Annotated in this window: 1 protein-coding gene and 1 pseudogene; both read right to left on the bottom strand. The window is 77.6% G+C overall.

What is annotated here, in order from left to right; genetic code table 11:
- The coding region (locus AB0G02_RS21480) for a carboxyl transferase domain-containing protein (RefSeq protein WP_360797135.1) at positions 1-656 on the bottom strand (656 nt) is incomplete at its 3' end.
- A pseudogene (locus AB0G02_RS21475) lies at positions 653-1,096 on the bottom strand (acyl-CoA synthetase); the annotation flags it as partial. The pseudogene AB0G02_RS21475 and the gene AB0G02_RS21480, both read right to left, overlap by 4 nt.
- Positions 1,097-1,247 lie beyond the last annotated feature (151 nt).

Here is a 1,247-nt window from a genome sequence, read left to right as displayed (position 1 = left end):
CGTCGCACCGCGCTCCACCCGTCCGTGGGCAGCTCCGCGGCACCCAGGGCGCGCGGCACCTCGGCCGGCACCGCGTCACCGCGCGTGAGCAGGTCGAGGATCCCGGCCACGGTCGGGGCGACGTCCTCCGGCGGCACGACCAGGTCCACCGTGCCGGCCGCGAGCTGGCCCTCGGCGGTGTAGGCGGGGTCGTCGGCCGGGCGGACCCGGCTGCCCGCGAACCCGACCTGCGCGCCGGACACCGCGACCACCACGTCCGCGCCCGCACCCAGCGACGCCCACAGCCCGCCCGTCGTCGGGTCGGTCAGCACGGACACGTGCGGCAACCCGGCCGCCCGGTGCGCCGCGCACAGCCGTGCCACCCGTTGCAGCTGCCGCAGCGACAACATGCCCTCCTGCATGCGGCTGCCGCCGGTGGCGATCCGCGACACCACGGGCAACCGCGCGGCCCCCGCCGCGGTGAACGCCTCCTCGATCAGCGCGCCCGTCGCCGTGCCCACCGAGCCGCCGAGGAACCGGAAGTCGAAGGTGATCTCCACCGCTCGTGGCGCGCGCCGCCAGGACACCGACTCGTCACCGCCGGACCGCGCCCGCGCCCGCTCCAGCTGCGCCTCGTACCCGGGCCAGCCGAGCGGGTTCGGCGGCGGGGGAGTCACCGCAGCTCCCGCTTCAGCACCTTGCCCATGTCGTTGCGCGGCAACGCGTCCACGTACCGGACGACCCTGGGCCGCTTGTGCGGCGACAGCAGCCGGGCCACGTGGTCGCTCAACGCCTCCGGCGCGGGCGGCTCGCCGTGCGCGACGACCCACGCCACCACCCGCTCGCCCAGGTCGTCGTCCGGTTCGCCGGTCACCGCGACCTCGGCCACCGAGGGGTGCTCCAGCAGGGCGTTCTCGATCTCGCCCGCGCCGATCTTGTAGCCGCCGCTCTTGATCAGGTCCGTGGCGCGGCGGCCGACGATCCGCACGTACCCGTCCGGGTCGACCACGGCCAGGTCGCCGGTGCGGAACCACCCGTCGCGGAACGCCTCCCGCGTGGCGTCGGGCCGGTTCAGGTACTCCAGGAACAGGTTCGGCCCGCGCACCTCGACCTCGCCCGGCTCGTCACCGACGACCCGCAGCTCCACGCCGGGGAGCGGGGGGGCGCCCCGGGCGGGGGGCCGGGCGGCGGGGGGGGGGCGGCGGGGGGGGGTCTGAGTGGTGGTGGGGGGGGGGCCGTCGGGCCCCCCCCGCCCCCCCAGGCCGCCG

This window comes from Actinosynnema sp. NPDC023658 (assembly GCF_040639995.1).
Classification (GTDB): domain Bacteria; phylum Actinomycetota; class Actinomycetes; order Mycobacteriales; family Pseudonocardiaceae; genus Actinosynnema.
This window is presented reverse-complemented; position numbering and strand designations above follow the sequence as displayed.